This window comes from Rhodococcus sp. LMD, from assembly GCF_056108245.1.
This window is the reverse complement of the sequence record NZ_CM148557.1, coordinates 3,981,280-4,007,864: the sequence shown is the minus strand read 5'-3', so window position 1 is coordinate 4,007,864 and position 26,585 is coordinate 3,981,280. Positions and strand designations below refer to the sequence as shown.

The following is a 26,585-nucleotide window of genomic DNA, read 5'->3' as shown; positions in this document are numbered from 1 at the left end:
TACGCTGTTTGTTCGTGACCTCACACTATGACGTCGTTGTCCTCGGAGCCGGTCCCGGTGGGTACGTCGCTGCTATCCGCGCGGCACAGCTGGGCCTGAGCACCGCCATCATCGAGAAGAAGTACTGGGGTGGTGTCTGCCTGAACGTGGGCTGCATTCCCTCCAAGGCGCTTCTCCGCAATGCCGAACTGGCGCATCTCTTCACGAAAGAGGCCAAGACGTTCGGCATGTCCGGGGACGTGTCCTTCGACTTCGGTGCGGCCCTGGACCGCAGCCGCAAGGTCGCGGACGGCCGCGTCAAGGGCGTGCACTTCCTGATGAAGAAGAACAAGATCACCGAATACGACGGTGCCGGCTCGTTCGTCGACGCCAACACCATCTCGGTCGAGCTCAACAAGGGCGGGACCGAGACGGTGACCTTCGACAACGCGATCATCGCGACCGGGTCGGTGACCAAGCTGCTGCCCGGCACGCAGCTGAGCGAGAACGTCGTCACCTACGAGGAGCAGATCCTCACCCGCGACCTGCCGGGCTCGATCCTGATCGTCGGCGCCGGTGCCATCGGCATGGAGTTCGGCTACGTGCTGAAGAACTACGGCGTGGACGTCACCATCGTCGAGTTCCTCGACCGGGCGCTGCCCAACGAGGACGCCGACATCTCCAAGGAGATCGCGAAGGCGTACAAGAAGCTCGGCGTGAAGATCATGACCGGGGCCGCGGTGCAGTCCATCGACGACGACGGCAACAAGGTGACCGTCGCGATCAAGGACAACAAGTCCGGCAACGTCGAGTCCGTGGTCGTCGACAAGGTCATGCAGTCCGTCGGGTTCGCCCCGCGGGTGGAGGGCTTCGGCCTCGAGAACACCGGTGTCGAGCTCACCGACCGGGGCGCCATCGCCATCGACGACGTGATGCGCACCAACGTGCCGCACATCTACGCCATCGGCGACGTCACCGCCAAGCTCATGCTCGCGCACGTCGCAGAGGCGATGGGCGTGGTCGCGGCCGAGACCATCGGCGGCGCCGAGACCCTCACCTTCGACGACTACCGGATGATGCCGCGTGCGACGTTCTGCCAGCCGCAGGTCGCCAGCTTCGGACTGACCGAGCAGCAGGCGCGCGACGAGGGTTACGACGTCAAGGTCGCCACCTTCCCCTTCACCGCGAACGGCAAGGCCCACGGCCTCGGCGATCCCAACGGCTTCGTCAAGCTGATCGCCGACAACAAGCACGGAGAGCTGCTCGGCGGCCACCTGATCGGCCCCGACGTCTCCGAACTCCTGCCCGAGCTGACCCTCGCGCAGAAGTGGGACCTGACGGTCAACGAACTGGCCCGCAACGTCCACACCCACCCGACGCTGAGCGAGGCGCTGCAGGAGGCCATCCACGGCCTCGCAGGCCACATGATCAACTTCTGATCCCGGCGCGTCGAAGATCCTCCGCGCGGGCAGATCCCCGTTCGGATGTACCGGCCTCAGCCCGCGGTGACCGAAACGTCGCCGCGGGCTGTCGTCGTCTCGGGCAACGACGAAACCTGATTGGATACCCGTGACGCGGGGTACCTTGTCGGCATGGCAGAACGGGGTGCGCGTCCCAGGGTGCATCCGGTGCGCAGAATGATGTTGCGCGCCGTCCGACACCTTTTCACTCCTCTCCGGCCCGACGACTACCTCGAGATGATCAATCCCCTGTGGACCACGAGGGAGTTGCGGGGCCGGGTCGAGCGGGTGGTACCGGAAGGTCCCGACGCGGCGTCCGTGCTCATCCGTCCCGCCTACGAGTGGCGCGGACACCGCCCCGGTCAATACGTACGACTGGGCGTGATCATCGACGGCGTCTACCACTGGCGTGCCTACTCGCTGACCTCCGATCCCGATCCCGAGGACGGGCTCATCAGCGTCACCCCGAAGGTGGTCGAGACCGGCGTGGTCTCGCCGCACCTGGTGCGCCGCATCCAGCCCGGCGACGTGGTGCGGCTCGGCGAGGTCGAGGGCGTGTTCACCCTGCCCGATCCACTGCCTGCGAAGATGCTGTTCGTCAGTGCCGGCAGCGGTATCACCCCCATCATGAGCATGCTGCGCAGCCTGGACCACCGCGACCGCCTCGACGACGTCGTTCTGGTGCACTCGGCGCGCACCGCCGACGAGGTCATCTTCGCTTCCACGTTGCGTGACCTCGAGGCACGCCGGTCCGGGTTCCGGCTGGTGCTGCGGCTCACCGCGGAGCAGGGCCGCATGACGCCGGCCGATCTGGACGAGCTGTGCCCCGACTGGCGGGAGCGGGAGGCGTTCTGCTCCGGCCCCGGCGACATGCTCGACGCATTCGTCGAGCACTGGAACGACCACGGTGATCCGAAAAAACTCCACATGGAGCGTTTCCAGCCGATCATCGGCGGGAATGCGGGATCGGGTGAAGGCGGCACGGTCCACTTCCTCGACAGCGAGGCCGACGTCGAATGCGACGGCGGCACGCCGATCCTGGTGGCGGGCGAGAAGGCGGGTCTGCAGCTTCCGTACGGATGCCGGATCGGGATCTGCCATACCTGCGTGGGCACGCTGCGCTCCGGCAAGGTGCGGGACCTGCGCACGGACGAGGTCGCCGAACCCGTCGGCGCTGCGGTCCGCACCTGCATCCACACCGCCGAAGGCGACATCGAAATCGAGCTGTGAACGGAAGGAACGCGAGATGACGACGGAGATCGAGAGTCCACTCGCGCATCTGAGCGAGGAAACGCTGGACGCGTTGGCGAAGGAGTTCGACGCCATCCACGACAGGGTCTACTCCGAGCTGGGGGAGCGGGACCGTCGCTACATCAAGACCGTGATCGCGACGCAGCGACAGCTCGCCGTCGCCGGCCGTGCGCTGCTCCTGGGTTCGGCGTCGAAGTCGGCCTGGGTCGCGGGCACGGCATGCCTCGGCATGGCCAAGATTCTCGAGAACATGGAGATCGGCCACAACGTCATGCACGGGCAGTGGGACTGGATGAACGATCCGGACATCCATTCGTCGGTGTGGGACTGGGACACCGCCTCGACCGCGGCGGGCTGGAAGCACTCCCACAACTACATCCACCACACCTTCACGAACATCCGCGGCAAGGACAAGGATCTCGGGTACGAGATCATGCGGATCGATCCGCACCAGAAGTGGCACCCGGTCTACCTGGCCCAGCCGTTCTACAACGTGCTGCTCATGGCGTTCTTCGAGTGGGGGGTGGCGCTGCACGACCTCGACCTCGATGCGTTGTGGGCGGGAGAGAAGACGCCGGGGCAGGTGCTCGAGGAGCTGAAGGGCATCGCGGGCAAGGCGCGGCGGCAGTTCGTCAAGGACTACGTGGGTTGGCCCCTGGTCTCGGCCGGCGCGTTCGCGGCCGCGGCGCTGCTGTCGGGAGGGCGGATCCCGCAGCCGCGGACCTCTCGCATCGGACGCCGGCTGCGCGGACTCGGCCGTCTCGGGCGCGGCGGTGCCGCCCCGCGGGCCGACGCCGTCGCCGACGTGCTCGACAAGGTCCTGCCGGGCGTGGAGAAGACGTTCCTGGCCACCCTGGCGGCGGACTTCACCGCCAACATCATCCGCAACGTGTGGTCGCACGCGATCATCTTCTGCGGGCACTTCCCGGACCAGACGTACACCTTCAGCCGGAAGGAGGTGGAGAACGAGAGCCGCGGCGGATGGTACGTCCGCCAGCTGGTCGGCGCGGCCAACATCGAGGGCAGTCCGCTGTTCCACGTCATCAGCGGAAACCTCGGCTACCAGGTCGAACACCACCTCTACCCCGACATGCCGAGCACCCGGTACTCCGAGGTGGCGCCCGCGGTGAAGGACATCTGCGAGCGGTACGGGCTGCCGTACAACACCGGACCCCTGTCGAAGCAGTGGGGCACCGTGCACCGGACGATCCTGCGCCTCGCGTTCCCCGGCGGCAAGCCGCGACCGAAGCCCGGTCCGTACCACAGCGCGGACGATCCGTCGCGCAAGACGGCGCCGAGCGAGGCGGCCCGCTTCCGCAGCCGGCTGCCGGCAGACCACCCGGCCGCCGGTCCGGAGCACGAGCACGGTGGCGTGGAGGTCGAGCCGCCGCCGCGCTGACGATCGCGGATTCGCGCGCCCCTTCGGAATCCGCTCACGTCGTGGCGTGAGCGGATTCCGAAACGCCGTGGGAATCCCGGTTATCCACAGGCTGCGGCTTCATCCCCAGATGTGCCGGTCCGCGCAAAGTCGAGCCGCGGCCGCCCGAGCGGTGCGTCACCCTCCTTGCATGACCGATCCCATCGCCGTGACGAGACCGGACCTCCTGACGCAAGGCGTGCCGGACGACCGGATCCGGGCGGCGCTGCGTGCCGGAGACCTCGTTGCGCTGAAACCCGGCGTCTATCTGCGCCGCACCGACGTCGCGTCCCTCGACGACGTGAGCCGCCACCGGGTCCTGGCGCGGCACTTCGCCGCGGCTCTCCGCCCCGGGGAGGCACTCAGCCACGTGTCTGCCGCCGTCCTGCTCGGACTGGACGTGTGGAACGTCGACCTGCGCCGGGTGCACGTCTCGCGGGCATCCGCGAGCGGGCGCAGGGCCACGTACCTCCACGTGCACGGGACCGACTGGCGCGACGGCGACGTCGTCGCAGTCGACGGCGTCCACGTCACCTCGGTGGCGCGCACCATCGTCGACCTCGCGCGGTCGTTGCCGCTCGACGAGACCGTCGTCGCCGGGGACTCCGGCCTGCGCGCCGAACCGTCCGCGCGGGAACGCCTGCCGGATGTTCTCACCGCCGCCCGCCACCGCACCGGGGTGTCCCGGGCGGCCGCCGCGGTGCGTCTGCTCGACGGGCGCAGCGAGAGTGTCGGAGAGTCGTTGTCTCGCCTGCGGATGACGCGATGCGGCCTGCCGCGGCCCGAACTGCAACACGAGGTCGTGGCTCGGGACGGACGCCGGTACCGGGTGGACTTCTTCTGGGAAACCCCGGGCGTCGTCGGCGAGTTCGACGGCGCCGGAAAGTACTCCGACCGACGCGACCTCGTGGCCGAGAAGCACCGCGAGGACGCGCTGCGCGATCTCGGCCTCGAGGTCGTCCGGTGGACGTGGGCGGACCTGGAGCGGTTCGACCTCGTCGCCGAGAGATTCGCCCGGGCCGTCGCTCGGAAATCGAAGCGGTGAACCGGAATCCGCCCACGCCGTGGCGTGGGCAGATTCCGAAGTCGCGCACCGATTCAGCGCGTCCGGTAGGCCACCCAGCCGCCGAACTCGGTGATGTCGACGGCGTCCGCCGCGGCGTCGTGCGTGCAACCGAAACCGACGACCCAGCGCCCGTCCGAGAGTTCGACGCTGGTGAGCGTCATCGGAGCGGGCAGTGCGGCCAGAAACCGGCCGAGGCCCGCCTCGGAGAGCCGGAAGAGCTCGCCGGCGATCGGCGCGCCCCGGCCCGCGCCGTGCCGGACGAGACCGGGCTTCGGGGGAGTGGTCCTCAGCGCCGTCAGCCGGTACGCGTCGGAGGTGCGGACCTCGTCGACGAACCGGGCACCGATCTGCTCCAGTTGGACGTGCAACGGCTGGCCGCGCAGGTGCGCCCCGAACACCGCCAGCTCCACCCCGCCCGAGACGAACTTCGGCGTGGGGACACCCGTCAGCCGGGCCGCGAGATCGACAGCGATCTGATCGGCGAAGGCCGGCACGACGAACATCACCCCGAAGGGACGATCCTCGGCGGTCGGTGCACCCGGTACCGCGACGGCCGCCATGTCGAGCAGATTGCAGAAGTTCGTGAACGTGCCCATCCGCCGGTTGATCCCGATCGGGTCGGACTGCACCGCCGCGATCGTCGGGTGCTCGGTGGTGGTGGGCAGCAACAGCCCGTCGAACCCGTCCAGCAGGCCCGCCGCGAACGCCTTGGCGTGGGTCAGCGCGTCGAGGTCGGCCACCAGCTCGTGCGCCGCCGGGTGCTCCGCGGCCGCGACGATCGCCGCGACCGTCGGATCGGCTCCGGCGGGGTTCGTCGCCAGGAACTCGCCGACGGCCGCATACCGCTGGGCGACGACGGCGCCGTCGTAGAGCAGTGTCGCGGCCTCCAGGAGCGGGGTGACGTCGACCTCGGTCACCTCCATCCCGGCGTCGCGCGCCGCGCCGACGGTGCGCGCGAATGCGTCCCGGTAGTCGTCGCACAGCGCGACGAGATTCTCGGCGCGCGGAACCGCGACCCGCGGCGACGCGGGCGCCGCGAACGGTACGTCGGCCGGCCACGTCCGGCTGCGCGGGTCGCGCGGTTCCGGCCCGGCCATGACCGCCGCGGCGGTCGCCGCCAGGTCGAGCGACGTGGCGAACACCGTGAGGCAGTCGTAGTCCACGCATGCCGGCACCACGCCGTGGGCGGGGATCACGCCCAGCGTGGCCTTGATCCCCACCAGGCCCTGCAGCGCGGCCGGGACCCGGCCGGAACCCGCGGTGTCGGTACCGATCCCGACGTCCGCGATGCCGAGCGCGACCGCCGTCGCCGAACCCGAACTCGAGCCGCCCGACACCCATTCCGGATCCCAGGAGCAGCGCACCGCGCCGTACGGGCTGCGGGTGCCGACGAGACCGGTGGCGAACTGGTCGAGATTGGTCTTGCCCAGGATCACCGCGCCGGCGTCGACGAGCCGCGCGACGCCCGCCGCGGTATCGGTGGGGGTGTACGCGAATTCGGGACAGCCCGCCGTGGTCGGCATCCCGGCGACGTCCACGTTGTCCTTCACCGCCACGAGCAGGCCTGCGAGCGGCAGGTGCTCGCCCGCCGCGACGCGCGCGTCCACGGCGTCGGCGTCGGCGAGCACCTCGGCGGCAGGCCGCAGCGCGATCCACACCTCGGGCCGGTCGACGTCGTCGATCCGGCGCAGCGCCGCCTCCGCTCGCGCCCGGCTCGATGTCGATGCAGCCGAGAGTTCCTGTTCCACAACGATGCTCATGCTGCTCCGATCACGAGAAGGGGAGTGCCGGGGGCGACCTTCGCGCCCGGCCCGACGAGGACTTTCAGGACGATCCCGTCCACGGCGGCCGGCACCGGCATCTCGAGCTTCATGGCCTCGAGGATGACGGCGGTGTCGTCGGCGCCGACCTGTTGGCCCTCCGCCACCTCGACCCGCCACACGTTGCCGACCATGGGGGCTTCGACGACGACCGATCCCGCCGGCATCCCGGCGAGCGGGTCGACGGCCTCGGTGACCTCTGCCGGTGTCGTCTCGGCCCGGTCGAACTCACCGGCCGCGTGCCATGCCTGCTTCTCGGTCTCGAACGCCGCGGCCTGACGCTCGTGGAACGCGTCGATGGACTCGGCATTGTCCGCCAGGAACCGCAGATGGTCGGCGAGGGCGAACGTACCCTCCGAGACGTCGGCGTCGAACCGGCCCGCCAGGGACGCGGCGCGGTACTCGAGCAGCTGTTCCGGGCTCACCGGTTCCCATACGATCCGGTCGAAGAAGCGGAACAGCCACGGCTTGCCGTCCTCGAACGGCCCGGACTGCCGGTATCCGGACCAGATCGGTACCGTCCGCCCGATCAACTGGTAGCCGCCGGGGGACTCCATCCCGTAGACGCACAGGTACTTGCCGCCGATGCCCACGGCGTCCGACGGGGTCCACGTGCGTGCCGGGTTGTATTTCGTCGTCACGAGCCGGTGCCGGGGGTCGAGCGGGACGGCCAGCGGCGCACCGAGATACACGTCGCCGAGACCGAGGACGAGGTACTCGGCGTCGAACACCGTGTCCCGGACCTGTTCGACCGAGTCGAGTCCGTTGATGCGCCGGATGAACTCGGTGTTCGACGGCAGCCACGGCGCCGAGTCGCGCACACCGCTGTGGTAGCGGGAGATCGCCTCGGCGATCGACGGGTCGTCGAACGAGAGCGGCAACCGGACGGTGCGGCTGGGCACCACCAGATCGTGCGTGGCCGGCAGTTCCGTCTCGAGGTCCTGCAGGGCCCCGAGCAGGCGGTGCTGGGGCAGCACGTCCGGGTCGAAATGCACGTGCAGCGAGCGCACCCCGGGCGTGACGTCGACGATCCCCGACAGGCGCAGCGCCGCGAGCGCCTCGGACAGGGCGTGCACCCGCATCCGCAACCCCAGGTCGAGCACCATGTCGCCGTACTCGACGAGGATGTTGTCGTCGCCGCCGCGCAGGTACCCCACCTCGGGACTGTCCAGGAAAGCCGGGGTACCGGCCAGCCGGCCGCCGTCGAGCGCGGCGGGCCGCGCCACTGGCGGGACGTCGAGGGCGCGGGTGGCGGCGCCGCGCAGCTCGACCGCCGCCTCGTCGGTGACGGGGACGAACCGCACCGAATCCCCGGGCCGGATCTGCCCCATCTTCCAGCGGTGACCGGAGACGACCGTGAGCGGGCAGGCGAACCCGCCCAGGCTCGGACCGTCCGGGCCGAGCAGGATCGGGGTGTCGCCCGAGACGTTGAGCGCGCCCACCGAGTAGGGGTTGTCGTGCAGGTTCGACGGGTGCAGCCCGGCCTCGCCGCCGTCCGTCCGCGACCAGGTGGGCTTCGGGCCGTCCAGACGGATGCCGGTGCGGTTCGCGTGGGACTGCACCGTCCACGTGGTGTCGTAGAACTGGGCCAGGTCGTCCTCGGTGAAGTAGGCCGGTGCGGGCTGCGGACCCTCGGTGACGGCGAGATGCCACGTGTGGGTGAACTCCGGCCGACGGTCCACGGGTACCGGTGCCGGGGAGGCAAGCGCGCGGGACTCGGCCACACCGAGCACGTCGCCCGTGGCCACGGCCCTGCCGGTGAGGCCCCCGAAGCCGCCGAGTGTGAACGTCGAAGCGCTGCCGTGGTAGAGCGGGGCGTCGAGTCCGCCACGCACCGCGACGTAGGTGCGCAGGCCCTGCTCGGCCGGGGATCCGACGTCGAGCACGCCGCCGGCCGGCACCTCCAGGGGCTCCCACATCGGCACCGGGGTCCCGTCGACGGTGACGACGACCGGGGCACCGGTGACGCACACGAGCGTCGGGTCGGAGAACTCGAGGCGCGGGCCCTGCAACGTGCACTCCAGCGCCGGTGCCCCCTCCGGGTTGCCGACCGCGCCGTTCGCGGCGCGCATCGACAGGTCGTCCATCGGACCCGACGGCGGAATGCCGACCGCCCACAACCCGATCCGGCCGGGGAAGTCCTGCACCGTGGTCATGGTGCCCGCGCGCAGCACGTCGATGCGGTGGCCCGTCGCCCGTACCTCCCGCAGCGTCGCGGTGGTGTGGGTGGCCCCGAGCACCTGCTCCGCCGTGCAGATGCGCCGCAGCTGCGGCAGATTCGTCTGCACGCCGTACAGGTGCGTGTCGTCGAGCGCCTCGGCGAGCGCCGCGAACGCGGTGCGGCGGGACTCGCCGCGCACGATGATCTTGGCGAGCATCGGGTCGTAGAACGAACTCACCTCGGTGCCGGTGTCCACCCACGTCTCGACGCGGGTGTGGGCCGGGAACTCGACGGCGGTGAGCAGTCCGGCGCTGGGCCGGTAGTCGTGCCCCGGGTCCTCCGCGTACACGCGCGCCTCCACGGCGTGACCGAGGATGCGGGGCCCGCTGTCGGGCAGGGCGTCGAGCATCTCGGTCTCGCCCCGGCCGAGCCGCAGCATCCACTCCACCAGGTCCACGCCCGTGACCTCCTCGGTGACCGGATGCTCCACCTGCAGACGGGTGTTCATCTCGAGGAACGAGGCCTCACCGCGTTCGACGTCGTACACGAACTCCACGGTGCCGGCGGAGCGGTAGCTCACCGACGACGCGAGCCGGCGCGACGACGCGAGCAGTTCCTCGACGACCGCGTCGGGCAGGTTCGGGGCGGGCGCCTCCTCGACGACCTTCTGGTTGCGTCGCTGCAACGAGCAGTCGCGCGTACCGAGGCTGATCGTGCGGCCGCGACCGTCGCCGAACACCTGCACCTCGAGGTGGCGGGCGTGGGCGACGAACCGTTCGAGGAACACCCCCGACGAGGAGAAGTGTGCGGACGCGAGACGCTGCACCCGCTCGTACGCGTCCCGCAGTTCGCCCGGAGTGTGGCAGGCCTGCATCCCGATGCCGCCCCCGCCGCCGACGGCCTTGAGCATCACGGGGTAACCGACGGTGTCGGCGGCCGCGAGGGCGGCGTCGACGGACCCGAGCAGGCCGCTGCCCTCGACGAGCGGGACGCCGACGGCGCGTGCCGCCTCTCGCGCGGTGTGCTTGTCGCCGAAGACCCGCAGCTGCCCGGGGGTGGGCCCGATGAACGCGATGCCCGCCTTCTCGCAGGCGTCCGCGAATTCGGCGTTCTCCGAGAGGAATCCGTAGCCGGGATGGACCGCGCCGGCGCCCGCCGACAGGGCCGCCTCGATTACCAGATCCGCCCGGAGATACGACTGCGCTGCCGGGGCCGGGCCGAGACGCACGGCCATGTCCGCCATCTCGACGTGCGCGGCGGACGCGTCCGCATCCGAGTACACGGCGACGGTCTTCAGCCCCAGCGCGTGCGCCGAACGCATGATGCGGCAAGCGATCTCGCCGCGGTTGGCGACGAGCAGGGTGTCGAAAGCGAACGTCACGACAGGCTCCTTCGGTGACGGGGAAGGGGAAGGTATGGGGCGGAACGGACCTCAGTGAGCGAACGACATCGCCGACACGGCGCGGGTCACCCGGTCGAGCACCACCGCGAGGGATTCGCCGATGTGCCGGTGCAGCAGCCGGTGGGCGAGTTCGAGTTCGTCGCCGAGGACGGCATCGACGATGGCGAGATGTTCGGCGATCGACGTCTCGATCCGGCTGTTGACCATGAAGTCGTACATCCGCACGTGCCGGATCCGGGAGTTGACCGACTCGAGCGAGCCGGCCAGTTCCGCATTGCCCGACGCGGCTATCAGGGCCATGTGGAACTCCTCGTCGAGCACCACGAAACCCGGTTCCTGCTGCGGCGGGTCGGCGGACAGACGCACCCACCGTTCGCGTTCGGCGGTGAGGGCGACGCGGTCGTGCCGCACATCGGGATTGTCGATCGCGCGCGCAATGCCCTGCAGTTCGAGGGTGATCCGCAGCTCGTAGAGGTCACGGACGCGGGGAATGCTCACCGGGACCGGCGAGAATCCGAACTCCTCGCGGCGCAACAGCCCGTCCGCGCACAGCATCGCGAGCGCCTCCCGGACCGGGGTACGGGAGATCCCGAACCGCGCGGACAGTTTCGGCTCGGTCAGCCGCTCGCCGACGCGGATCGAGCCGTTCATCAGCTCGGTGCGCAGTTCCCGGTACACGCGCGTCCGCAGCGGTTGCGCCGTGGCTGTATCCGTACGTGTCGACATAGCTGTATACGCTATGGACGTCGTGTTTCGCCGAGATTGCCCGCGGTAAAGCGGCGGTTAGGAAGAGCTCTCAGAAGTCCCGCTCGAGGCGCAGCACGCCGATGGTGGTGGCCAGTCCGTCGTATTGCGCTACGAGCAGGCAGAATTCGATCATCCGACGGTCGTCGAGGTGAGCGGCCAGCGCCGCCCACGTCTCGTCGCCGAGGTCTCCGGTGGCGATCAACTCGTCGACGGCTGTGAGCATCGCCCGGTGCCGCGGGCTCCAGCCGGGCGCGCCGGGTCCGTCGAGGATACGCTGCAGGATCTCGGGGGTGATGCCGGCGCGACGGCCGAGCCGGGTGTGGTGGTCCATCTCGTAGCCGCACTCGCGTAGGTGCGCCACCCGCAGGATGACCAGTTCGGATTCGAACCGGGGCAACCGCCCGAACGGCATGAGCTTGCCGGAGTAGTGCAGCCAGCCGCGGAACAGGCCGCCGGTGCGGCCCAGGGTGCTGAACAGGTGCGCGTCCTTCGTTCCCGCCGCGGTCGAGAGCACGCGCCAGACCGCCCAGTTGAGCGGGCCGAGTTCCTTGAACCGTCCGGGCCGGATGCGAGGCGACATGCCGGTCAGTCTCGCACGGCACGCGCCAATCGGGCCATCGTCCGGGCCTGCTCGGCGCGCTGCACCACCACCGCCCGTGAGGTGTCGATGTGGGCGAGGAGCTGGTCGTGGGCGTCCTCGAGACGGCCGGCGAGCACCGCCTCCGCCACACCGATGTGTTCGTCGACGGTCGCCGCGATCCGGTCGTGCGTCAGGTAGTCGAACATGCGCACGGGCCGGACCTTCGCGTTCACGGCAGCCAGCGCGTCGCACAGGGCCGGGTTGCCGGCGGCGGCCAGCAACGCCAGGTGGAACTGTTCGTCGAGGACGACGAAGCCCGCATCCGGCTCGGGGAGGTCGCGCCGCAGCGCGTACCACCGGTCGAGCTCGGCGCCGAGCACGTCCGGATCGTGGCGGATCGAGTGATCGGCCAGCGCGCGGCGGATGCCGCGCAGCTCCAACGTGGTCCGCAGCTCGTACAGGTCGGCGAGGTCGTCGAAGCGCGGCCGGTACGGGAACAGCCCCTGCTCGCGCCGCTCGACCAGACCGTCGGACACCAGCCGCGCCAGCGCCTCCCGTACCGGCGTTCGGGAGACCCCGTACTGCTCGGCGAGCCGTTCCTCGCCGAGCCGTGTGTCCGGCGGCAGAACGCCCGTCATCAGATCCGAACGCAGCGCCCGGTAGACCCGATCACGCCGCGTGCCGCCGGCGCTCATCAGATCGCCATGGCCGCGCGGACGGTGCCTGCGGCATCGGTCCCGCCGTCGCCGCTGGCGGTGATGCGTCCGGATTCGAGGACGTAGTACCGCTGCGCCGCCTGCAGGGCGAAACCGATGTGCTGCTCGACGAGCAGCACCCCGAGGTCGCCGCGCCGGCTGAGTTCGACGACGGTGCTTTCGATCTCGGCGACGACCGACGGCTGGATCCCCTCGGTGGGTTCGTCGAGGATGAGCATGCGGGGCTCGGTGATCAGGGCGCGGGCGATCGCGAGCTGCTGGCGCTGGCCTCCGGAGAGCAGACCGGCGCGCCGGTCCAGCAGTGGCACGAGGGCGGGGAACAGCTCGAGCATGTCGGCGACGAGCTGCTTGCCGCGCTTGCGTCCGTCGGCGACGACCTGCAGGTTCTCGGCGCAGGTGAGCTGCGCGAAGGACTGCTGGCCCTGGGGGACGTAGGCCAGGCCGCGGGCGACGCGCGCGGCCGGCCGCAGCGAGGTGATGTCCGCACCGTCGAGGAGGATCCGGCCGAAGGTGGTGGGCAGCAGGCCGACGGCGGCGCGCAGCAGGGTGGTCTTTCCGGCTCCGTTGTGACCCATGACGGCGACGACCCCGTCGGCGGGGACGGTCAGGGTGGCCCCGTGGATGATCTCGGTGCGGCCGTAACCGGTCCGCACGTCGACGAGCTCGAGCATCTCACGCCTCCTGTACTGCAGTGGCGGTCCCGAGGTAGACCTCCTGGACCTGCGGGTTGTTCTGCACCTGTTCGACGGTGCCGTCGGCGATCACCCTGCCGCGGGCCAGGACGGTGACGGAGGTGGCGAAGGCGCGCATGAAGTCCATGTCGTGTTCGACGACGACGACGGTGCGCTGCGCCCCGATCCGGCGCAGCAACTGCCCCGTCTCCTCGCGTTCGTCGTGGCTCATCCCGGCGACCGGCTCGTCGAGCAGCAGCACGTCGGAGTTCTGGACGAGCAGCATGCCGATCTCGAGCCACTGCTTCTGCCCGTGGGCGAGGATGCCGGCGGGCACGTCGCGCAGGCCGGTCAGGCCGATCGTCTCGAGGGCTTCCTCGATCTGCGGCAGCACGGTCGTGCGGCGGCGCAGCAGCGACCACGGGGAGCGGCCGGAGCCGGCGGCGATGTCGAGGTTCTGCAGCACCGTGAGTTGCTCGAACACCGACGCGGTCTGGAAGGTGCGGCCCACCCCGAGGCGGGCGATCTTGTGCACCTTCTTGCCGAGCAGTTCGATGCCGGACTTGGTGACCGACCCGGTGGCCGATACCAGGCCGGTGACGGCGTCGACGAGGGTGGTCTTGCCGGCGCCGTTGGGGCCGATGAGGAAGCGCAGGTCGCCCTGCAGGAGGGTCAGGTCCACGCCGTCGACGGCGGTGAAGCCGTCGAAGCTGACCCGCAGGTCGCGGATCTCGAGGTACTCGCTGGACATGCCGGCGTTGCCGCCGTAGTGGGGTTCGGTCATCTCGCCGGCTCCATCGTCGTGGTCGGTTCGGGAATCGGGCGCGCCGGGCCGGTGCGGGTGCGTCGCTGGCGCAACGTCGCCAGCCCGGCGAGGCCCGCGGGGAAGAACCCGATGACGACGATGAACAGCAGGCCCTGCGCGTAGGTCCACGCGGACGGGAAGCTCTCCGACAGCGCGGTCTGGGCCCACGCGACGCCGATGGCACCGAGGGCCGGGCCGAGCAGGGTCGTGCGTCCGCCGATGGCGACGCCGATGAGGAATGCGAGGGAGGGGACGACGCCGACGTCGGCGGGGGAGATGATGCCGACGATGGGCACGAACAGCGCCCCGGCGATGCCCGCGAAGAAGGCCGCCGTGGCGTAGGCGACGACCTTGACGTCGGCGGGGTCGTAGCCGAGGAAACGGACCCGCTCCTCCTGGTCGCGCACGGCCACGAGCAGTTCGCCGTAGCGGGAGAACATCAACTGCCGGGTGAGCGCGACGACGGCGAGCAGGACACCCGCGGCGACGAAGAACAGCATGCGCTTGTTGGCCGGGTCGGCGAGGGACAGGCCGAAGAAGCTGCGAAAGCGGTTGAGCCCGTTCGATCCTCCGATCGACTGCTGGCCGATCAGCAGGATCGCGAAGGCCGCGGTCAGGGCCTGGGACAGGATCGCGAAGTAGGCACCCTTGACGCGGCGCTTGAACACGCCGAGCCCGAGCAGCACCGCGACCAGGGCGGGCAGCACGAGGATCGCGGCGATCGTCACCAGCGGAGAGGCGAACGGCGCCCAGTAGCCGGGCAATTCGCGGATACCGGCGATCTGCATGAAGTCCGGGACGGTGTCGCCGCGCAGCCCGGCGTCGGCGATCTTCAGGTGCATCGCCATGAGGTAGGCGCCGAGGCCGAAGAAGACGCCCTGGCCGAGGGTGAGCATGCCGCCGCGGCCCCACGCGAGACCGATCCCGACGGCGACGATCGCGAAACACAGGAACTTCGCGAGCAGGTTCAGACGGAAGTCCGACAGCACGGCGGGGGCGAGGGCGAACAGAACGAGTGCGGCGAGGGCGAACCCGGCCCACGTGCGGGCCGGGCCGGGCCGGGTGAGCGCCGGAAGACGTGTCGGGGCAGGCATCAGACCAGGCTCCTTGTCTTGACCGCGAACAGGCCCTGCGGCCGGACCTGCAGGAAGATCACGATGAGCACGAAGACGATCACCTTCGCGATCGATGCGGTGGTGGAGTATTCGATGAACGAGTTGAGCAGGCCGAGTGCGACCGCCGCGATGACGGCACCCTCGATCCGTCCGAGGCCGCCGATGACGACCACCAGGAACGCATCGATCAGGTAGGACTGGCCGATGGTGGGGCTCGTGGAGCCGATCAGGGTCAGCGCCACGCCGGCCAGGCCGGCCAGGCCGGAGCCGAGGAAGAACGTGGTGATATCGGTGCGCCGCGACGAGATGCCCACCGTCTCGGCGAGGTCGCGGTTCTGCACGACGGCCCGGATGCGTCGGCCCATCGGAGTGAACTTCATCGCCGCGATCAGGATCGCCACGCACACCACGGCCAGCGCGAGGATGAACAGCCGGGTCCTGGGCACCACCGCCCCGAGGATCTCCACGCCACCGGAGAGCCACTGCGGCGCAACCACGTTGACGGCCGGTGCGCCGAAGATGTCGCGGACGGCCTGTTGCAGCAACAGGCCCACGCCGAAGGTCACCAGCAGGGTGTCGAGCGGGCGGTGGTACATGCGGCGGATGAGGGTGACCTCGAGCAGCACCCCCATCACGCCGCCGACCAGGAAACCGACGAGCAGCGACACCAGCAGGGACACCCCGGCGGCCGAGACCACCTGCTGCACCACGTACGCGGTGTAGGAGCCGGCCATGATGAACTCGCCGTGGGCCATGTTGATCACGCCCATCTGCCCGAACGTCAGCGACAGGCCCAGCGCCGCCAGCAGCAGGATCGAACCGATGCTCAGTCCCGTGAACAGCTGTCCTACAACGACATCCATGTCGCCTCCCTTCTCGTCGGCTTCCCGGTCACGATGGTCAGCTGCCGGACAGGCCGGCGGCCCAGTCGTAGCTCTCGAGGTACGGGTCCGGCTCGATCGCCCCGTTCGACTCCCACACCGTGTAGATCAGTCCGTCGCCCCGGATCTCGCCGATGCGGGCCGTCTTGGTGATGTGGTGGTTGTCCCCGTCGATCGTGACGGTGCCCTCGGGCGCGTCGAACGAGACGCCGTCGGCCGCGGCCTGCACGTCGGCGACGGCGAACGAGTCCGCCTTCTCGACGGTGTTCTTCCACAGGTACACCGACGCGTACGCGGCCTCCATCGGGTCGGAGGTGGGCTTGTTCGCACCGTACTTCGCCTTGTACGCATCGACGAACGCCGTGTTCTCGGGACCGCCCACGGTCTGGTAGTAGTTCCAGGCCGTGAGCTGGCCGGCGATGTTCTGCGCGCCGATTCCGACCACTTCCTCCTCGGCGATCGACACCGAGATCACCGGCATGTCGGCGGCGGTGAGGCCGACGTTGGAGTACTCGCGGAAGAACGCGACGTTCGAGTCGCCGTTGAGGGTGTTGAACACCGCGTCCGCGTCGGCGGTGCGGACCTTGTTGACGATCGTGGAGAAGTCGGTGGATCCGAGTGGGGTGTAGTCCTCACCCTTGATCTCGATGCCGTTGGCCTCGGCGTACGCGCGGATGATGCGGTTCGCGGTCTGCGGGAAGACGTAGTCGCTGCCCACGAGGTAGAGGGACTCGACGCCCTTCTCCTTCAGGTAGTCCAGCGCCGGCACGATCTGCTGGTTGGTGGTGGCGCCGGTGTAGAAGATGTTCGGCGACGACTCGAGGCCCTCGTACTGCACGGGGTAGTACAGCAGCGAGTTCAGGTCCTCGAACACCGGCAGCATCGCCTTGCGGCTCGACGACGTCCACCCGCCGAACACCGCGGCCACGCAGTCGGAGCTGATCAGCTTCTCGGCCTTCTCGGCGAACACCGTCGGCTCCGACGCGCCGTCCTCGGCCACGATCCGGATCTGCTTGCCGAGAACGCCGCCGTTCGCGTTGATCTCCTCGACGGCCAGCGCGATCGAATCGCGCACCGTGACCTCGGAGATCGCCATGGTGCCGGACAGCGAGTTCAGCGAACCGACCTTGATCGTGTCCCCGGAGGTGTCGACGCACGAGGCGGACCCGGCGGCGTCGGTACTGTCGGTGGCCTTGCTGCCGCAGGCGCTGAGCACGAGGCCGACGGCGGCCAGCGCGACCGGCGCGGCGACGGCGCGCCTGGCGAACGTGGATGTGGCAACTGGCATGGAGGTGCCCTTCGTCGAAGGTGGGAACCGGACGGGGCCCGGTGTATCCGGGCTGCGTATACAGCGCTGTATCCGTGGGTCCGAAGAGTAGGCGGCCGGTGTTGCGTCGGAATGTCTCGCGGTGACGAGTTCATGACGCGTGTTACGACCTCGTTGCCGAACGCGCACACCCCGAGGTAGCACCTTATCCGCACCACGAATAGCCGTCCGCGCCAGCAATTGCCGATGCGGATGCCTGGGAGTTTCGCGGCTGTTCGCAGCGACGCGATCGGGCGATGGCCCGTTCGAAGCGGGCGACGACGGTCGGGAACCGGAACAGCTCCGCCCACGTCCAGCGGACCACCTCGAAGCCGAGGTCTCGCAGCGCATCCTCGCGCAGCTTCTCGCGCCGCACCGTTTCGGCGGTGGCTCCGGGGTCGCCGGTCCCGTACTTGCCCATGCCGTCGAACTCGCCGACGATCCCGGTCTCTTCCCAGAAGAAGTCGGTCCGCGCGACGAATCGGCCCTCGCTCGTCCGGACTTCGTGCTGGAGCGCCGGGGCCGGCATTCCGGCCTGGTGGATGCGGAGCCGGCTGATCGATTCGCCGGGACTCTCGCTGCGACCGTCCAGGAACGGGACGATGCGCCGTGCCGCGCCGATTCCCGTCCGCGCCCCGGCCCGGTGAAGTGCGGCGGCCAGCGCCGGCCGCAGGCCGGGATGCCCGCGCAACGCGGAGTCCCCCGCCACCACGGCCTCCTCGGCGGTGACCGTGCGCGAGAGGTCCACGACCGTCCGCGCAGCCGAGGTGACGCGGATCCCCTCCACGGTCTCGACTTCGTCGTGGGGGAGGGCCGCGGCGTGGACGTGCTGACGCGGAGTGCGTCGACCGCCCGACGCGCGATCGCGGGTGAGGTGGATGCGGGACAGGTCGGTGCGCCAGACCGCGAAGCCGTGGACGACGGCGGCCGAGACGTGGCTGATAGCGGCGCCCTCGTGCAACCGCGCTGCGCCCGACCGGATCCGCAGCACGTGGCGTGCCACGTCGTCGAGTTGCCCGGCGTCCTCACGCTCGAGGTACACGCCGGGCACGATGCGTTCGAGACGACCCGTACGGATTCCTCGGCGTAATTCGGCGTCGGTGATCCCGGTTGCGAGGACGGCAGGACGCAGCAGTGGCGTGGGTTCGCTCATACGGGGAGCGTGCCCGAATACCGGCGCTGCGTCCGCGAGCCGCGGGCGTGAGGTGGAGATCTGTGGATGAATCGTCCGCCTGTGGACAGAGTATCCGCGAACGTCGCAGTCAGCCGCGCACGCAATTGCTTTCGCGCACGGCGAATACGTGCGCGGGTGTTACTTGATGAGGTAGGGGGACACCGAGCTCTGGTGCTCGTTGATGACGAGTTCCTTGCCCAGCGGGGGGAATGCGCGCTGCGGGCAGTTCAGACGCTCGCACACTCGGCAGCCGGAACCGATGGGGGTACCCGGGTTGGCGTCGCTGAGGTCGAGTCCGTCGGCGTAGACGAGGCGGTGGGCGTGGCGCAGTTCGCAGCCGAGGCCGATCGCGAAGGTCTTCGACGGCTGCCCGTAGCGGGCGGCGCGGCGTTCGACCGTGCGCGCGACCCACAGGTAGCGACGTCCGTCGGGCATCTGGGCGAGCTGGGTCATGATCTTGCCCGGGTACGCGAACGTCTCGTACACGTTCCACAGGGGACAGGTGCCGCCGCTGGTGGAGAAGTGGAAGCCGGTGGCGGACTGGCGTTTGGACATGTTGCCCGCCCGGTCCACGCGGACGAACGAGAACGGCACGCCGCGCAGCTTCGGCCGCTGCAGGGTCGACAGCCGGTGGGCGATGGTCTCGTAGCTGACCGCGTAGAAGGCGGAGAGCCGCTCGACGTCGTATCGGAAGTCCTCGGCCATCTCGTGGAACTGCGCGTACGGCAGCATGATCGCCGCGGCGAAGTAGTTGGCGAGGCCGTGGCGGGCCAGGGCGAGGGAGGCCTCGCTGGTGAACGCGCCCTCGGCAACCAGCTTCTCGATCAGCTCTCCGCACTCGAGGTAGGCGAGCTCGGTGGCGAGCTTGAACACCTGCTGGCCGCCCGACAGTCGCGCGGAGATCTCGAGGGTGCGCGTGGCGGGGTCGAACCGGTGCAGGACGTTCTCGCCGAGGTCGACGCGACGGACGAGCTGCACGTCGTGCACCGTCTCCATGCGCTTGATGATGCCGCCGGAGATGTCGCCGCGATGGAAGCGGATCCGGGTGGCGAGTTCCTCGGCGGCGGTGTCGAGGTCGTGCAGGTAGTTCTGCCGCTGGTAGAAGTAGTCGCGGACCTCCTCGTGCGGCATGGTGATGGTGCCGGTGCCGCTGCCGTCGCTGTACCGGTCCTCGGTGGCGGCGGCGAGTTGCGCGGTGGTGTTGCGGAATCGCCGGTGCATGTTGACCATGGCCCGTGCCAGCCCGGGGTGGGCCGACACCATCGCGGCGATCTCCTGGGCGTCGGCGTCGATGCCCATCTCCTGGTCGAGAGCCACCTCTCGCATCTCGGCGATGAGCCGGGTGTCGTCCTGGGACGAGAAGAACGTGGTGTCGACCCCGAAGACCTCGCTGATGCGCAGCAGGACCGGAACCGTGAGCGGCCGCACGTCGTGCTCGATCTGGTTGAGGTAGCTGGCCGAGATCTCCAGGGTCTTGGCCAGTGCTGCCTGGCTCAGTCCCCGCTCGGTCCGCAGCTGGCGCAGGCGGGCGCCGACGAACGTCTTTGGCATCACCCCAGCGTACGAGCGTCTACACAGCTTTGCAACGGCGGATTCGCAACGTTAGCTCTCCTCGAGTCCCAGCCAGGATCCGGGCGCGAAGGCCTCGTAGTGGACGGCGTCGGGCGACACCCCCGCAGCGAGCAGCGTCTGCCGGATCGACCGCATGAACGGGACCGGACCGCACACGTAGACCTGCGGGTCGGCGGGCAACTCGACCCCGTCGAGCGGGGAGTGGCCGTCCTCGCGGAGTTCCTCGAACTCGGAGTAGCGGGTCTGCATGCGGGCCCGCGGCAGGCGATCGACCAGGGCCTGCGTCTCCGCGCGGCGGGCATGGTCGTAGGGGGAGCGGTCGACGTGCACGACGAGAACCTCGCGCTCGGATCGGTGCGCCGCCAGGTGCTGCAGCGCCGCGAGCGTCGGGGTGATGCCGATGCCGGCCGAGATCAGCACCAGGGGATCGTCGCCGTCCTCGACGACGAGACTGCCGAACGGATGGGAGACGACGAGTTCGGTGCCGATGCCGACGCCCCCGGCGAGGAACGGGGAGACGATCCCGCCCCGGACCCGCTTGACGGTGACGGCCCACTCGCCCGGGACGTGGCTGCGCACGAGGGTGTACTGGCGGATCTGGCGGGTGCCGTCACCCAGCGTGGTGGCGACGGAGATGTACTGTCCGGGAAGGAAATCCGGCAGCGGGGTGCCGTCGGGGGAGCGCAGCGTCAGCGTCGCGACCTCGGCGCCGTCGAACTGGACGTCGCTGACCACGACGACGCGCCAGATCTGACCGGGCCGGACCCCGGCCTTGTCGTAGAGGGCTGCCTCCTGCTCGATGAGCGAGTTGGCCATCAACGTGTAGACCTCGCGCCAGGCCGCGGCGACCTCGGGGGTGACCGCGTCGCCGAGCACCTCGGCGATCGCGGCGAACAGCTGGTGCCGCACCACCTCGTAGTGGGGCGCCTGGACGCCGAGCGAAGCATGCTTGGCGGCGATCCGGGCCATGATCGCGTCGATGTCCGCGGCGTCCTCGGTGACCAGGAGCGTCGCGAACGCGGCGACCGAGCTGGCGAGTGCCTTCTGCTGCTCCCGGTTCTCCTGGTTGGTGCGGTTGAACAGGTCGGTCCGCAGCGAAGGCGCGGCCGCGAAGAGCTTGTCGTAGAACAGTTCGGAGATCCGGCCGATATGGGCGCCGACGATCGGCAGGGTGGCCTCGATCACCGGCTTCGATGTGGCGGAAAGGATGGCGCCCTCCTCGACTCGTGTGCGAGTGGGGAGTGGGCACGCCCGATCGGCGTGACCGGCCCCGACTGATCAACGCGCACATGGTAGACGAGCGATCTCGAGCCCCCCACCGATTCGACCGGCGCGACTTCCCGATTTGCCGGAGTGCATCTTGTGAGACTGATCACAATCGCGACGGCATCCCTTGCTCCTGTGGCTGGTGGGCTCGCGTTCGGGGGTTTCGTGACCCGCGCCCGGCCGAGGCGCCGGCGCGGACAATGCCGAGGTAGTTGCTACCGGCGGGTAGCTCGGGGCTCGGCGGCCGCGTTCGTTGGACGCCCCGAACATTTACAACCTTTGCAAGGGTGTGGGAAAACCTAGCGAAGATTGGCATTAGCAACAGGTAGACGGCACTTTCCGGGTGTGTCATTGTCGAGTGGTACATCCGAAAGGTCCGCGAAGGATGTGAAGTAGTACGCACGTACTGCAGAGCTTCCGGCGCGGATCAGATCTAGAGAGTGGAGCTTAGATGTCGACCACCGGCACCCCGAGGACCGCTGAGGAAATCCAGAAGGATTGGGACACCAACCCGCGCTGGAAGGGGATCACCCGCAACTACACGGCCGAGCAGGTCGCGAAGCTGCAGGGCACCGTCGTCGAGGAAGCCACCCTCGCCCGCCGCGGCTCGGAGATTCTGTGGGACCTCGTGAACAACGAGGACTACATCAACTCGCTGGGCGCCCTCACCGGCAACCAGGCCGTGCAGCAGGTCCGCGCCGGCCTCAAGGCCATCTACCTGTCCGGCTGGCAGGTCGCCGGCGACGCGAACCTGTCCGGCCACACCTACCCGGACCAGTCGCTGTACCCGGCGAACTCGGTGCCGCAGGTCGTCCGCCGCATCAACAACGCGCTGCTGCGCGCCGACGAGATCGCCAAGATCGAGGGCGACACCTCCGTCGAGAACTGGCTCGCCCCGATCGTCGCCGACGGTGAGGCCGGCTTCGGTGGCGCGCTCAACGTCTACGAGCTGCAGAAGGCGATGATCGCGGCCGGTGTCGCCGGTTCGCACTGGGAGGACCAGCTCGCGTCGGAGAAGAAGTGCGGCCACCTCGGTGGCAAGGTGCTCATCCCGACCCAGCAGCACATCCGCACCCTGACCTCGGCTCGCCTCGCGGCCGATGTCGCCGACGTCCCGACGGTCGTCATCGCCCGCACCGACGCCGAGGCCGCCACGCTGCTGACCTCCGACGTCGACGAGCGTGACCGCGAGTTCCTCGACGGCACCCGCACCGCCGAAGGCTTCTACGGCGTCAAGAACGGGATCGAGCCCTGCATCGCGCGCGCCAAGGCGTACGCGCCGTACTCCGATCTGATCTGGATGGAGACCGGCGTGCCGGACCTCGAGGTCGCCAAGAAGTTCGCCGAGGCCGTCCGTGGCGAGTTCCCGGACCAGCTGCTGGCCTACAACTGCTCGCCGTCCTTCAACTGGAAGGCGCACCTGGACGACGCGACCATCGCGAAGTTCCAGAAGGAGCTCGGCGCGATGGGCTTCAAGTTCCAGTTCATCACCCTCGCCGGCTTCCACTCGCTGAACTACGGCATGTTCGACCTGGCCCACGGCTACGCCCGCCAGGGCATGACCGCCTTCGTCGACCTGCAGGAGCGCGAGTTCAAGGCGGCCGAGGAGCGCGGCTTCACCGCCATCAAGCACCAGCGTGAGGTCGGCGCCGGCTACTTCGACGCCATCGCCACCACCGTCGACCCGAACACCTCCACGGCTGCCCTGAAGGGCTCCACCGAGGAGGGCCAGTTCCACTAGGAACCGGCAACGGATGCAGGCGCGGCGGGATCTCGGACGACCAGGTCCCGCCGCGGCCGTATCCACCCTCTGTCGAAAACCACCTTCACGACCCCCACATGACGAGTAGGAGCTGACGTGACCAGCGAAAAGATTCAGCGCGTCGGCGTGATCGGCGCCGGGATGATGGGCGCAGGTATCGCCGAGGTGTGCGCGCGCGCTCATGTCGACGTACTTGTGTACGAGCAGACCCGCGAGCTCGCGGCTGCCGGGCGTGCCCGCATCCTCCGGTCCCTCGACCGCGGTGTCAGCAGCGGCAAGATCACCGAACGGGAGCGTGAGCAGGCCGCCTGGCGGCTGCGCTTCACCTCCGACCTCGGCGACTTCGCCGATCGCCAGCTCGTCGTGGAGGCGGTCGTCGAGGACGAGAAGGTCAAGGCCGAGATCTTCGCGGAACTCGACAAGATCGTCACGGATCCGAATGCGGTGCTGGCGTCCAACACCTCGTCGATCCCGATCATGAAGCTGGGCATCGCCACCACCCGGCCCGAGCGGGTCATCGGCATGCACTTCTTCAACCCGGTTCCGGTGCTGCCGCTGGTCGAGCTCGTCACCACGCTCAAGACCAGCCCCGCGGTCTCCCAGCGCGCGGAGGCCTTCGCCTCCGAGGTGCTCGGCAAGCAGGTCGTCCGGTCCTCCGACCGGGCCGGCTTCATCGCCAACGCGCTGCTCGTGCCCTACCTGCTGTCGGCGATCCGGATGGTCGAATCCGGCTTCGCCACCAAGGAGGACATCGACAAGGCGATGGTTCTCGGATGTGCGCACCCGATGGGTCCGCTCGCCCTGACCGACCTGGTGGGTCTGGACACGGTCAAGTCGATCGCCGACTCGATGTACGGGGAGTTCAAGGAGCCGCTCTACTCGGCTCCGCCGCTCCTGCTGCGTATGGTCGAGGCGGGCCTCGTCGGCAAGAAGTCGGGCGCCGGCTTCTACGAGTATGCCGACAACGGTCGTGCCGCCAAGAAAGTCAGCTAGGTAGGTAGCACCACACCGCATCTCGGCGCCCGTGTGCCGACAGCACAGCCGTTGCGCTGGCTGTCGGGGCACGGGCGCGAGGTGCATCGAGGGAAAGGTCGACCCCTGATGGCCAGCAATGCAGACGGATACGGCTCCAGCATTCTCGGGTATCCGCGCATCGGACCCCGCCGTGAGCTCAAGCGTGCGCTCGAGGCCTACTGGCACGGGACCGGCACGCGCGACGAGCTCGTCGCCGTGGCCCGCGAGATCCAGGAGTCCACCTGGAGCGAACTCGCCGCCACCGGACTCACCCAGGTGCCGGGCAACACGTTCTCCTACTACGATCACGTGCTCGACAACGCACTGCTGTTCGGTGCGATCCCCGAGCGGTTCCGTCCGCTCGTCGGCGAGCTCGATCCGCTCGACTTCTACTTCACGCTGTGCCGGGGCCGTGAGGACTTCCCGCCGCTCGAGCTGGTCCGCTGGTTCGGCAGCAACTACCACTACCGGCAGCCCGAGCTCGACGAGACCACCACCTTCGCGTTGAACTCGGCGGCGGTCCTCGACGAGTTCGAGCGCGCCAAGGCCCGTGGCATCGAGCTGCGGCCGGTCGTGCTCGGCCCGATGTCCCTGCTGCTGCTGTCCAAGGTCTCGGAGACGTCGGAGCAGGACGGGTTCTCCACGCTCGATCTGCTCGACCGGCTGCTGCCGGAATACGAGAAGCTGTTCGCGGAGCTCGCGCGCGCCGGCGCCTGGTGCGTGCAGCTCGACGAGCCGTCCTTCACCGAGGATCGCACCCCGCAGGAGCTCGAGGCGTTCGCGCGCGCCTACGACACCCTCTCCCACGCACCGCTGCGCCCGCGCCTGCTCGTCACCGGTCCCTACGGTCACCTCGGCGAGGCGCTGCCCCTCCTCGCTGCCACCAAGGTCGAGGCCATCGGTCTCGACCTGGTCAACGGCCGGATGAGCGCGGAGGAGCTGGCCGCGGTGCCGGGACTCAAGCGCAAACGCATCTACGCCGGGGTCGTCGACGGCCGCAACGTGTGGAAGGCCGACCGGCACCGCACGCTCGAATACCTGAGCAGCCTCGCCGCCGTGGCGCCCGACCTGGTGGTCTCCACGTCGTGCTCGCTGCTGCACGTGCCCTACGACGTGCTCGCCGAGTACGACATCCCGGGCGACGTGGCGGACCGGCTGGCGTTCGCCAAGCAGAAGGTGGGAGAGGTGGTCTCGCTCGCCAAGGCGCTGACCACCGGGGCGGAGGAGCGGTGGCGCAAGCCGCCGACCTCGGTGCACTTCAAGCAGAAGCACACGATCCGCGCGCGCGTCAACGCCCTGCGACCCGAACACCGCCGCCGGGTCCCGTACGAGGAGCGCCGCGCCGCGCAGCAGGAGCGCCTGAAGCTGCCCCCGGTGCCGGCGACCACACTGGGGTCGTTCCCGCAGACGGCCGAGGTCCGCAAGGCTCGCTACGAGCTGGGCGAGGGCCGCATGTCGTGGGACGACTACGTCAAGCGCATCCAGGAGGAGATCGAGTCCACCATCCGGTTGCAGGAGGACATCGGTCTCGACGTGCTCGTCCACGGCGAGCACGAGCGCAACGACATGATCCAGTACTTCGCCGAACTGCTCGAGGGCTTCGCCACGACGCACTTCGGCTGGGTGCAGGCCTACGGTTCGCGGTGCACGCGTCCGCCGATCCTCTACGGCGACATCGTGCGGCCGAAGCCGATGACGGTGGAATGGATCGCGTTCGCGCAGTCGCTGACCGACAAGCCGGTCAAGGGCATGCTCACCGGCCCGGTCACGATGCTGGCACGGTCGTACGTGCGGCAGGACCAGCCGCTGCACGAGACGGCCGACCAGCTGGCGCTGGCGATCCGCGACGAGATCGCCGATCTCGAGCGGGCCGGCATCGCGATCATCCAGGTCGACGAGCCCGCGATCCGGGAACTGCTGCCCTTGCGGCAGGACGGCCGGGCCGAGTACCTGGACTGGGCGGTCGACGCATTCCGGCTCGCGACCGGCGGCGCCAAGCCCGAGACGCAGATCCACACGCACCTGACCTACTCCGGTCAGGCGTCGGTGGTCGACGCGATCGCACGGCTCGACGCGGACGTCACGGCGATCGTCGCGACCCGTTCGATCCGCTGGGTGCTCGAGGCCATCAAGGACAAGGCGCTCACCCACGGTGTCGGGCCCGGGGTCTACGAGAGCCGATCGGCACGCATTCCCGACATCGACGAACTCGACGAATTGCTCAGCACCGCTGCGGAGTCCGTCGAACTCGACCGGTTGTGGGCCAATCCGGACGGTGGGCTCAAGACCCGGCACTACTGGCAGCTCGAGCCGTCGCTGCGCAACCTGGTCGCCGCCGCACGTCGACTGCGGCGCCGGGCCGCCGGACGGTAACCGCCGGCGCGCACCCGCGAGCAGCCCCGCGGGTGCGCGTCGTCGCG

General features: G+C 69.4%; 20 protein-coding genes. 7 read left to right on the top strand and 13 right to left on the bottom strand.

The window, feature by feature from the left end:
* Nucleotides 1-14: 14 nt before the first annotated feature.
* From lpdA to ACWPQI_RS18325, 4 genes are all read left to right on the top strand, one after another.
* Nucleotides 15-1,418, top strand: a complete 1,404-nt coding sequence (lpdA, locus tag ACWPQI_RS18340; protein WP_040270821.1) for a dihydrolipoyl dehydrogenase — start codon at nt 15-17, stop codon at nt 1,416-1,418.
* Nucleotides 1,419-1,571: 153 nt separating this feature from the next.
* Nucleotides 1,572-2,669: a ferredoxin reductase gene (locus ACWPQI_RS18335; protein WP_026137882.1), complete on the top strand. Its 1,098-nt coding sequence runs from the start codon at nt 1,572-1,574 to the stop codon at nt 2,667-2,669.
* Between the two features lie 16 nt (nt 2,670-2,685).
* Nucleotides 2,686-4,089, top strand: a complete 1,404-nt coding sequence (locus tag ACWPQI_RS18330; RefSeq protein ID WP_010592190.1) for a fatty acid desaturase family protein — start codon at nt 2,686-2,688, stop codon at nt 4,087-4,089.
* 169 nt (nt 4,090-4,258) lie between these two features.
* Nucleotides 4,259-5,152 (top strand): hypothetical protein, encoded by an 894-nt coding sequence (locus ACWPQI_RS18325; protein ID WP_474738420.1) that lies wholly within the window; start codon nt 4,259-4,261, stop codon nt 5,150-5,152.
* 53 nt (nt 5,153-5,205) lie between these two features.
* Here ACWPQI_RS18325 and atzF read toward each other — a convergent pair whose 3' ends face one another.
* From atzF to ACWPQI_RS18260, 13 genes are all read right to left on the bottom strand, one after another.
* Nucleotides 5,206-6,933, bottom strand: a complete 1,728-nt coding sequence (gene atzF / locus ACWPQI_RS18320; protein WP_474738419.1) for an allophanate hydrolase — start codon at nt 6,931-6,933, stop codon at nt 5,206-5,208.
* A complete protein-coding gene (gene uca, locus ACWPQI_RS18315; RefSeq protein WP_474738856.1) occupies nt 6,930-10,475 on the bottom strand; it encodes an urea carboxylase in 3,546 nt (1,181 codons plus the stop codon). Before uca ends, atzF begins: the two co-directional genes overlap by 4 nt.
* A gap of 111 nt (nt 10,476-10,586) precedes the next feature.
* Nucleotides 10,587-11,282, bottom strand: coding sequence for a GntR family transcriptional regulator (locus tag ACWPQI_RS18310; protein ID WP_048772241.1), 696 nt, complete (start codon nt 11,280-11,282; stop codon nt 10,587-10,589).
* A gap of 70 nt (nt 11,283-11,352) precedes the next feature.
* On the bottom strand, nt 11,353-11,883 hold the full coding sequence (locus ACWPQI_RS18305; protein ID WP_010592183.1) for a carboxymuconolactone decarboxylase family protein: 531 nt from the start codon (nt 11,881-11,883) through the stop codon (nt 11,353-11,355).
* Between the two features lie 5 nt (nt 11,884-11,888).
* Nucleotides 11,889-12,578: a GntR family transcriptional regulator gene (locus tag ACWPQI_RS18300; RefSeq protein ID WP_048772243.1), complete on the bottom strand. Its 690-nt coding sequence runs from the start codon at nt 12,576-12,578 to the stop codon at nt 11,889-11,891.
* The gene (gene urtE / locus ACWPQI_RS18295; protein ID WP_048772245.1) at nt 12,578-13,270 is read right to left on the bottom strand and encodes an urea ABC transporter ATP-binding subunit UrtE; all 693 of its coding nucleotides are present in this window, start codon (nt 13,268-13,270) and stop codon (nt 12,578-12,580) included. Before urtE ends, ACWPQI_RS18300 begins: the two co-directional genes overlap by 1 nt.
* A 1-nt stretch (nt 13,271) precedes the next feature.
* Nucleotides 13,272-14,054, bottom strand: a complete 783-nt coding sequence (urtD, locus tag ACWPQI_RS18290; RefSeq protein WP_048772247.1) for an urea ABC transporter ATP-binding protein UrtD — start codon at nt 14,052-14,054, stop codon at nt 13,272-13,274.
* Nucleotides 14,051-15,169 (bottom strand): urea ABC transporter permease subunit UrtC, encoded by a 1,119-nt coding sequence (gene urtC, locus ACWPQI_RS18285; RefSeq protein WP_474738418.1) that lies wholly within the window; start codon nt 15,167-15,169, stop codon nt 14,051-14,053. Before urtC ends, urtD begins: the two co-directional genes overlap by 4 nt.
* Nucleotides 15,169-16,053, bottom strand: a complete 885-nt coding sequence (urtB, locus tag ACWPQI_RS18280; RefSeq protein ID WP_017681249.1) for an urea ABC transporter permease subunit UrtB — start codon at nt 16,051-16,053, stop codon at nt 15,169-15,171. Before urtB ends, urtC begins: the two co-directional genes overlap by 1 nt.
* A gap of 37 nt (nt 16,054-16,090) precedes the next feature.
* A complete protein-coding gene (gene urtA / locus ACWPQI_RS18275) occupies nt 16,091-17,359 on the bottom strand; it encodes an urea ABC transporter substrate-binding protein (RefSeq protein ID WP_017681248.1) in 1,269 nt (422 codons plus the stop codon).
* Between the two features lie 184 nt (nt 17,360-17,543).
* Nucleotides 17,544-18,530, bottom strand: coding sequence for a hypothetical protein (locus ACWPQI_RS18270; protein ID WP_268965424.1), 987 nt, complete (start codon nt 18,528-18,530; stop codon nt 17,544-17,546).
* Nucleotides 18,531-18,689: 159 nt separating this feature from the next.
* Nucleotides 18,690-20,102: an acetate metabolism transcriptional regulator RamB gene (gene ramB, locus ACWPQI_RS18265; protein WP_017681246.1), complete on the bottom strand. Its 1,413-nt coding sequence runs from the start codon at nt 20,100-20,102 to the stop codon at nt 18,690-18,692.
* Nucleotides 20,103-20,153: 51 nt separating this feature from the next.
* Nucleotides 20,154-21,308, bottom strand: coding sequence for a globin domain-containing protein (locus ACWPQI_RS18260; RefSeq protein WP_010592174.1), 1,155 nt, complete (start codon nt 21,306-21,308; stop codon nt 20,154-20,156).
* 532 nt (nt 21,309-21,840) lie between these two features.
* Here ACWPQI_RS18260 and aceA point away from each other — a divergent pair.
* The 3 genes from aceA to metE all read left to right on the top strand — a co-directional run bounded on the left by aceA (nt 21,841) and on the right by metE (nt 26,538).
* Nucleotides 21,841-23,130 (top strand): isocitrate lyase, encoded by a 1,290-nt coding sequence (gene aceA / locus ACWPQI_RS18255; protein WP_010592173.1) that lies wholly within the window; start codon nt 21,841-21,843, stop codon nt 23,128-23,130.
* 117 nt (nt 23,131-23,247) lie between these two features.
* A complete protein-coding gene (locus ACWPQI_RS18250) occupies nt 23,248-24,144 on the top strand; it encodes a 3-hydroxybutyryl-CoA dehydrogenase (protein ID WP_003937464.1) in 897 nt (298 codons plus the stop codon).
* A 108-nt stretch (nt 24,145-24,252) separates the two neighbouring features.
* Nucleotides 24,253-26,538 carry a 5-methyltetrahydropteroyltriglutamate--homocysteine S-methyltransferase gene (metE, locus tag ACWPQI_RS18245; RefSeq protein WP_010592172.1) on the top strand — a complete coding sequence of 762 codons (2,286 nt, stop codon included), beginning with the start codon at nt 24,253-24,255 and terminating at the stop codon, nt 26,536-26,538.
* The last annotated feature ends 47 nt before the right edge of the window (nt 26,539-26,585 follow it).

Coding starts and splice junctions, on each gene's coding strand:
- ACWPQI_RS18335 (WP_026137882.1), top strand. CDS start 1,572: ATGGCAGAACGGGGTGCGCGTCCCAGGGTGCATCCGGTGCGCAGAATG.
- ACWPQI_RS18330 (WP_010592190.1), top strand. CDS start 2,686: ATGACGACGGAGATCGAGAGTCCACTCGCGCATCTGAGCGAGGAAACG.
- ACWPQI_RS18325 (WP_474738420.1), top strand. CDS start 4,259: ATGACCGATCCCATCGCCGTGACGAGACCGGACCTCCTGACGCAAGGC.
- atzF (WP_474738419.1), bottom strand. CDS start 6,933: ATGAGCATCGTTGTGGAACAGGAACTCTCGGCTGCATCGACATCGAGC.
- uca (WP_474738856.1), bottom strand. CDS start 10,475: ATGCGTTCGGCGCACGCGCTGGGGCTGAAGACCGTCGCCGTGTACTCG.
- ACWPQI_RS18310 (WP_048772241.1), bottom strand. CDS start 11,282: ATGTCGACACGTACGGATACAGCCACGGCGCAACCGCTGCGGACGCGC.
- ACWPQI_RS18305 (WP_010592183.1), bottom strand. CDS start 11,883: ATGTCGCCTCGCATCCGGCCCGGACGGTTCAAGGAACTCGGCCCGCTC.
- ACWPQI_RS18300 (WP_048772243.1), bottom strand. CDS start 12,578: ATGAGCGCCGGCGGCACGCGGCGTGATCGGGTCTACCGGGCGCTGCGT.
- urtE (WP_048772245.1), bottom strand. CDS start 13,270: ATGCTCGAGCTCGTCGACGTGCGGACCGGTTACGGCCGCACCGAGATC.
- urtD (WP_048772247.1), bottom strand. CDS start 14,054: ATGACCGAACCCCACTACGGCGGCAACGCCGGCATGTCCAGCGAGTAC.
- urtC (WP_474738418.1), bottom strand. CDS start 15,169: ATGCCTGCCCCGACACGTCTTCCGGCGCTCACCCGGCCCGGCCCGGCC.
- urtB (WP_017681249.1), bottom strand. CDS start 16,053: ATGGATGTCGTTGTAGGACAGCTGTTCACGGGACTGAGCATCGGTTCG.
- urtA (WP_017681248.1), bottom strand. CDS start 17,359: ATGCCAGTTGCCACATCCACGTTCGCCAGGCGCGCCGTCGCCGCGCCG.
- ACWPQI_RS18270 (WP_268965424.1), bottom strand. CDS start 18,530: ATGAGCGAACCCACGCCACTGCTGCGTCCTGCCGTCCTCGCAACCGGG.
- ramB (WP_017681246.1), bottom strand. CDS start 20,102: ATGCCAAAGACGTTCGTCGGCGCCCGCCTGCGCCAGCTGCGGACCGAG.
- aceA (WP_010592173.1), top strand. CDS start 21,841: ATGTCGACCACCGGCACCCCGAGGACCGCTGAGGAAATCCAGAAGGAT.
- metE (WP_010592172.1), top strand. CDS start 24,253: ATGGCCAGCAATGCAGACGGATACGGCTCCAGCATTCTCGGGTATCCG.